This window comes from Pedobacter sp. 05L430 (genome assembly GCF_056397585.1).
This window is the reverse complement of sequence record NZ_JBFTNT010000215.1, coordinates 1-7222: the sequence shown is the minus strand read 5'-3', so window position 1 is coordinate 7222 and position 7222 is coordinate 1. Positions and strand designations below refer to the sequence as shown.

General features: G+C 36.5%; 5 protein-coding genes. All 5 read right to left on the bottom strand.

Annotation, left to right across the window (positions count from 1 at the left end; genetic code table 11):
* Positions 1 to 103 precede the first annotated feature (103 nt).
* On the bottom strand, positions 104 to 1507 hold the full coding sequence (locus tag AC1DG9_RS20220; protein ID WP_288882126.1) for a RagB/SusD family nutrient uptake outer membrane protein: 1404 nt from the start codon (positions 1505 to 1507) through the stop codon (positions 104 to 106).
* A gap of 10 nt (positions 1508 to 1517) precedes the next feature.
* A complete protein-coding gene (locus AC1DG9_RS20215; RefSeq protein WP_477635130.1) occupies positions 1518 to 4871 on the bottom strand; it encodes a TonB-dependent receptor in 3354 nt (1117 codons plus the stop codon).
* A gap of 48 nt (positions 4872 to 4919) precedes the next feature.
* A complete protein-coding gene (locus tag AC1DG9_RS20210; RefSeq protein WP_477635129.1) occupies positions 4920 to 6002 on the bottom strand; it encodes a FecR family protein in 1083 nt (360 codons plus the stop codon).
* A gap of 75 nt (positions 6003 to 6077) precedes the next feature.
* Positions 6078 to 6629 carry an RNA polymerase sigma factor gene (locus tag AC1DG9_RS20205; RefSeq protein ID WP_172661441.1) on the bottom strand — a complete coding sequence of 184 codons (552 nt, stop codon included), beginning with the start codon at positions 6627 to 6629 and terminating at the stop codon, positions 6078 to 6080.
* A 43-nt stretch (positions 6630 to 6672) separates the two neighbouring features.
* Positions 6673 to 7222 (bottom strand): monofunctional biosynthetic peptidoglycan transglycosylase (gene mtgA, locus AC1DG9_RS20200; protein WP_477635128.1); only part of this gene is annotated, 550 nt, incomplete at its 5' end.

Below are 7222 nucleotides of genomic sequence, written 5' to 3'. Positions count from 1 at the left end.
ATGCACAACTAATACATATTTCTTTTGTGCCTGTAAATTCAAAGATGCAAGCAGCAGTAAAATAGAAAAGTAATAATTAAGCTTATAGTTCATAGTATTCCGTTTAATATAATGGGTTCTGTTTAACGTTAGAATTGGCTTTAATTTCTGCGTTAGGAATAGGATAAGCATATTCTTTATTTGCAGTGGTTAAATTGATTGCACCCAAAGCATTAATTGCATCCGCAGGCTCGCGAGTTATTGGTAAATTGTTTCTTCTTAGGTCAAAAAATCTATGACCTTCAAAAGCAAGTTCTTTGTATCTTTCTAAAACAACGGCCGTTAACAAAGTTGATTTATCTGTAAAGGAAACATCTGCATAATTCTTAATTCTGGCCTCCCTTAGTGCATTCAAATCTTGTGCCGACAACTGAATGTTATTTTTTTCGGCATAAGCTTCAGCTCTAATCAGGTACATTTCCCCAGTTCTGTAAAGTTTTACATCAGTAAGATTTGGCAAGCCCGAACTTCCCTCAAGATATTTGTTTACACTATATTTAGATTTACCTGCACCACGCGTATCATCAAATTTCACGTAGACAGGGTACCTTACATCATTAACCTTGTCATAGGTATTTATCAATTCAAAAGCGGGAGCATATACAACGATATTTTTAATATCATAATAGAAATCACCAAGGCGACTATCTCCAGCTACTCTTTTCAGTTTCCATATCACTTCGTCATCTGTTTTATCTTTCCAGATATCAGAAAAGTCATTGATACCTGCTAAAGGTGTTGCATTAATCGCCTCTGTGCTGTATTTAATAGCATCATCCCAATTTTTTTCATATAGCGCTACCCTGGCCTGCATTGCAGAAACTGCATTTAGGGTGATTCTGGTATTGTCATCAAAATCTGAAGGGATTAGCCCTTTTGCCGCTAAAAGATCAGATTTAATTTTGTTTATAGATTCTGCAAAAGTTAATCTGCCGGGATTGGAAACCTCTGATACCTCCATATACGGCACTCCCATTGCAGAAGCTTCGTATTTAGAAGCAAAGTTTCTAAGTAACTCAAAGTGGCAATATGCCCTAAGCGCCAATAACTCTCCTTTATATTGATTTTTAAGTCCCTCTTCTGATGATTTTGACTTTACCTTATCCACATAGGCAAGCACACGATTTACCCTGTCAATAGAAATGTAGTTGTTTTCCCAACCTGCCGTAATTGTACCGTTACTTCCATCATACTGCCACCGATAGGTAGATACACCACGGCCAGTGCTATTTTCACTTGGCAAGGTACATTCATCAGAAGTAAGAGATACATTGGTTATTGTTGAGGCGCCTAATGAAGCATAAGCTCCAATTAAACCTCCGTTAAGATCTGAAACTGTTTGAAATGCTTTTGAGTCATCAATTGTATCGGATGGTTTTAAATCCAGCTCCTTAGTGCAGGACGCTGCTAAAAAGGCAATCAGGAAAATGACACAAAGAGAAAGTTTATTACTATAATATTTTAACATGATTGTACAATTAGAAATTAACATTTAAACCAAAGGTATATGTCCTTGAACTTGGATAATCAAACATGGCTTCCCCATTATTATCCTCGGGATCAAAACCCTTCCACTTTGTCCATGTAACAAGATTACTGGCCTGAGCAAATACGGTTACACCGCTGATGAATTTAGTACCCGCTAATAATTTTTTTGGCAGTGAATAATTCAAATTCACATTTCTCAGTCTGATATAAGAGGCATCCTGAATATCCTTAGATGAATAACTTCTTTTCGCACCATATCTTGGTAAAAGAGCCTGATCTCCCTCTTTTTTCCACCTGTTATAAAGCATCCTTACTGATTGTCCACTTGTTCCAAAACTTGGATTTTCATTGTAATAATCCTCATTATTGTATCTGTACACATGGTTTGCAAAACTAAACAGGGCTGTTAAATTCACTCCCTTATAGGTTAAAGAGGTATTAAAGCCTCCTGTAAAAGGTGGGTAAAGACTACCAAACTCCGCCACACTCATTGTTGTAGCATTATAATCTGAGGTTTTGGTTCCATCTGGATTATAATATAATGGATCACCCGTTTTTGGATCTACCCCTGCCCATTTAGGTGCATAGTGAGATCCATAAGGTAATCCTTCTCTTACAATCTCGGTTGTATTTTTCTCGAATCCCTCAGAACCAGCCAGTGAAGTGATTTTATTTTTGTTGTAAGCAAAGTTAAGTCCCACATTCCATTTTAAAGATTCATTTCTAATCACATCTACTCTAAGCTCAGTTTCTATACCTCTGTTACGCATTGAACCAGCATTTAAAGGCAATGCACCAACCCCCGAAGTAAGTGAAACCGGAAGATCTAAAAACAGGTTTGCTGTTTCCTTGTTATAAATATCGGTTACCAAATGTATACGGTTATTCCATACATCCAAATCAAAGCCAATATTCAAATCCTTAGCATATTCCCAATCATAGTTTGCACTACCGTAAGCATTAGGATAAATTCCGCTGTTACCTCCGTAAGAAGTGGTAGCAAAAGTAGGCAGGTAAGTAAAATTACCCGGAAACGGACTAGCTGTTGTACCGTAACTGGCCCGGAATCTTAAATCATTAATGAACTCATTGTTAGCGAGAAAGTTTTCCTTTTTAACATTCCAGGCAAAACCTACTGAATAAAAGCCATGCCATCTGTTCTTTAAAGGTAATGTTGAAGATCCATCATATCTATAACTCGCGTTAAGTGTATATCGATCGTCAAAGGTATAACGGCCAAGCGCTATATATGAGATCAGTGCATTTCTTGTTCTTCCACCATTAAATTCAGGAATAAACGAGTTTTCATCAGAACCCGGAGTTGCACCGGCAGGAGTTTCAGGTAATCGTGGATCTATACCGTAAGCAGTATATCCAAAGCTTCTGAAATGCTGCTTTGTAATCTCATAAAGTCCGGTTACTTCAAAATTATGTTTATCAATAACCTTTGAATATGTTATTCCTGAGGTAGAGATCATTGAAAAGTTACGTCGTAAATTCTCGCCAAAACTTCCTTTTTCTCCATTTTCGTTTGATCCGGAGTATGAATCAGGCCTAATAAACCGCTCATCGGTAGATTCCCTAAAATCTACACCCAATCGCGTTTTAATAGTCAAATCGTCGGTGATTTTATAGTTTAATGATCCGCTTAAAATCGTTTTGTACTGATTGGTTTTATTAGTGGTATTTAACAATCTTTCTAAAGCATTACTTCCCTCACGTTGGTCATAAATTTCATAATCATCTGAATTACCATAATGCACTAATGTTCCATCAGAAGCATAAGGATATTCATATGGAAGTGCATAATATACTGCCGACAATGGATTGCTTCCGCTACTGGATCCTTCACGTTCAATAAAGCTCGATTCTGAATAACCTAAACTTGTGTTTRTAGAAGCTGAGAATCCGCCTGCATTAAAATCTACATTATTCCTTAAAGAATAACGTTCCATACCAGACCTAACTGCAATCCCATCCTGTTTATAATAATTTAAAGAGCTATAAAACCTAACATTTTCATTACCCCCGCTTGCATCCACCTGTTGTTCGGTAAACTTCCCGGTTCTAAAGAAGATATCTTTCCAATCCGTGTTTATTTTTCCAATGCTATCTAAAATAAGATCCGCCCTGTTTTGTTCTGTCGAGCTCATATTGGCATATTCTGGATTCTTTTTCGAGAATGTCCAGCCCGGCCCAATTTCTGATCCTGTTTCCAGTCCTATTTCTTCTTCAAACTGTAGCCTTTGTGCGGTATTCATCATATTAAACTTAGGCGAAGTTAGCTTGGAAATACCATATTGAGATTTATAATTGAACTGGACCTTTCCAGATTTACCTTTTTTTGTTGTAATCACAATTACACCATTAGCACCTTTAGAACCGTACTGCGCTTTTGAAGTAGCATCTTTTAAAACAGTAACACTTTCAAAATCGGACGGATTTAATGTTTGAAAATAGGCATCCTCAACAGGTATTCCATCTAAAACATACAATGGAGAGGTATTCCCGTTTATTGTTCCTATTCCTCTTAAAATAACCTGAGCACTAGTACCCGGCTGGCCAGATCCTGAAGACACTTGTAAACCAGCTACCCTACCTTGCAAAATCTGATCGAAAGTTGAAAGGGGAACCTGGCTCATATCCTTACCTGAAACCACAGATGATGCACTTGCAGATTGTTCTTTTGTATAACTTGTGTAACCTGTAACTGTTATTTCCTGCAAATTCTGGCTATCAGTTCTCAGTGTTATATTAATTACTTTCCTATTCCCTACGCTAACAAGCTGCCTTGCGTAACCTACAAATGAAAACTCAAGATTAGAAGAATTATCGGGCACACGTATACTGTAATCACCATTAGCATCAGTTACAGCAGCTATTGCCAGGCCCGAAACTTTAATCGAAACACCAGGTATTGGTAACCCCGTATCATCAACAACTTTTCCGGTTACAACAATATCTTTTCTATTGGCCAGTACTGTTGGATAAATTACCACCAGATTGCTTTCCTTTAACACATAGGTAAGTTTTGTATCCTTTAAAATCTGGCTCATTGCTTCATCTAATGATACATCCTGAACATTAAGAGAATTCTTATTACTACTCGAAATTGTGTTGTTGCTGTATACAAAACGATACTCTGTTTGTTTCTCAATTGCCTTAAGCAATTCTTTAATGCTTAGCTGCCTGGCATTAATTGTAATCTTTTGCTGTGCAAACCCGGCAGCAGATACCTGCATACATAAAACGAGCAAAATAAATCCTGTAATTTTCATACTCAATAATATCCTGTCGCTTAAAGAATGACTGCTGGAATGTTCTAAAAGTACATGTTTTCTCATATTTGTTGGTTTAGGTTCTTTTTTATTTGTTTGATAGCCTGATTATAGCTATTTTTTTATAGTGATTTTATTATTTTCAATCTCAAACTTAAAGGGATAAGATAGTTGTAAAGCTTCCAGTGTTTTAACAATAGTCTCATTTTCAAATGTTCCTGAATAGCGGTAATCCTTTACCTCTTCATCAGCTATCAAAACTTCTATGCCATACCAGGTCTGTAGCTTCTGGGCAATGGCCGACAATGGCAGGTTATCAATATCTAGCCTGCTTCTTATCCACTTAGTTTCTTCGGGTTTCTTGGAAAAAGAATCAGTTTGCAATACAGAAACCTTATACTCTTTAGTAACAGATTCATCTTTTGTTTCCGATTGATTATTGCTTACTACTTTTTGATTGGGTTTTAAAATCACAAAATTGCCAGGATTACTTTTAGAATCTATACGAACACTTCCATGTATTAATGATGTCTCCGTTGTTTTTGAATTAGGATAAGCCTTTATATTGAAAGTGGTTCCCAGAACTTTTACATCGTTAAAAGAAGTATGAACAATGAATGGATGGGCTGTATCGTGTTTTACATCAAAAAATGCTTCGCCGGTAAGCCACAACTCTCTTTTTCCAGTATCATATGCATCATCTAACTGAATTGAGCTTTCTTTTGCCAGCGTTATTACAGTACCGTCGCTTAGTATGATGGTTCTGCGTACAGCCATTCCTGACGAGTAATGTTTAAAAATATTGGGAGTGTTTTTATCTTTTAAATATGGATTTGAATAAAAGTATAAAAATAAGACAGCTACAATAGCCGCAGCTATCCCTATGGTATACTTTAGATATGCTCGTTTATGATTAAGGTTAGGTTCAGTGCCAAGTTCAATTTTTTCAACAAATGCATTACGATATTTTATTCCCTCTTTTAAATCTTTAATCTGACTTAAGCGACTGCCTTGTTTAACATTTAAGATGTTGAMTATTTTTTTTGCTTCTTCAAAATCAGTTTTTCTATGTGGAATCTTTTCAATCCACTCATCCCATAAAATCTGATCGGCAAGGCTGGTTCCAAGACAATATTGCTGAAAGGATTCACAGCAAATTAGCTCTTCAATACAAAAATCATCCTTAATCCCTACCATAGTATTTACATTTACCATACAGACGGCAGAAACGACTCCTTTTCCTAAGAAATTCTGTAATATTTTCTAAAACAATTACTTTAAGAGCTTCTTCAACATCTTAATTGCATCGTAAATTGTATTATAAGCCGTTTTCACGGTTTGAGAGCTACGCTCGGCTATTTGTTCATACGTTAAACCTTCGAAAAATTTCAACTGAATCAACTCCATTTGTCGTGGAGTTAATTGTTTAATTGCCAGTTGTAGTTTGTGCTTCAACTCATCATCTTGCTGCACAGCAATCATAATCTCCTCGTACGATAGTTCAGCACGCTCTTCTTCAGCCCCCATCCTGCTAACTGCCGCATTCATTTTATCTGTATATGCCAATTGATCAAGCATACATCTTTTTAGTGAAGTCATCAGATATGACTTCACATTATCTACAGCGTTCAGACGAGATCTTTTATCCCACAAGTTCAAAAACACCTGATTAACACAATCTTTCACCAGTTCATCGTCAGCATTTATTTTTAATCCAAATCGGATCAAATGAAAATACATGTTATTGTATAATTCAAATAGCGCTTGCTTATCACCAAGGCGCATTTTATCCCAATAGCTTCTAACGTCTTCCTCGAACAGCATAGTCAAGGCTTAATATAGGGGTTTTATGAGAAATACCTGGAAATTAAAAATCCAAAGGGCCTAATCTTCTCATATTTTTCAATATAAGAAATTGTCTGTGTCTGATATATTGAGTAGCTTTTTTAGGAGTCCACCTTCTTGGATTAGGGAAACAAGCAGCGATTAGTGCTGCCTGAGCCCTGCTTAATTTAGTGCAGGACTTACTAAAGTAAGATTGGGCTGCAGCCTCAGCTCCGTAGATTCCATCTCCCATTTCAATTACATTTAAATACACCTCCAATATTCTTTCCTTGCTCCAAAGCATTTCAATCAATAGTGTAAAATAAGCTTCAAACCCCTTTCGAATCCATGAGCGACCAGGCCATAAGAATACGTTTTTGGCAGTTTGCTGAGAAATTGTACTTCCACCTTTTATTTTTTTTCCACTCTTATTTGAGGCAAAAGCTTTTTCAATAGCTTTTAAGTCGAATCCAATGTGTTTAAGAAATAGCTGATCTTCTGCAGATACAGCTGCTCGTTTCATATTATCGGATATATCTTCAAAGTCAACCCATTTTTTCTCCATTTTAAATGGTTTATCATCAGAACTACGC

Bases quoted from the DNA above. Each gene is read 5' to 3' on its own strand.
- AC1DG9_RS20220 (WP_288882126.1), bottom strand. From the start codon at position 1,507: ATGTTAAAATATTATAGTAATAAACTTTCTCTTTGTGTCATTTTCCTG.
- AC1DG9_RS20205 (WP_172661441.1), bottom strand. From the start codon at position 6,629: ATGCTGTTCGAGGAAGACGTTAGAAGCTATTGGGATAAAATGCGCCTT.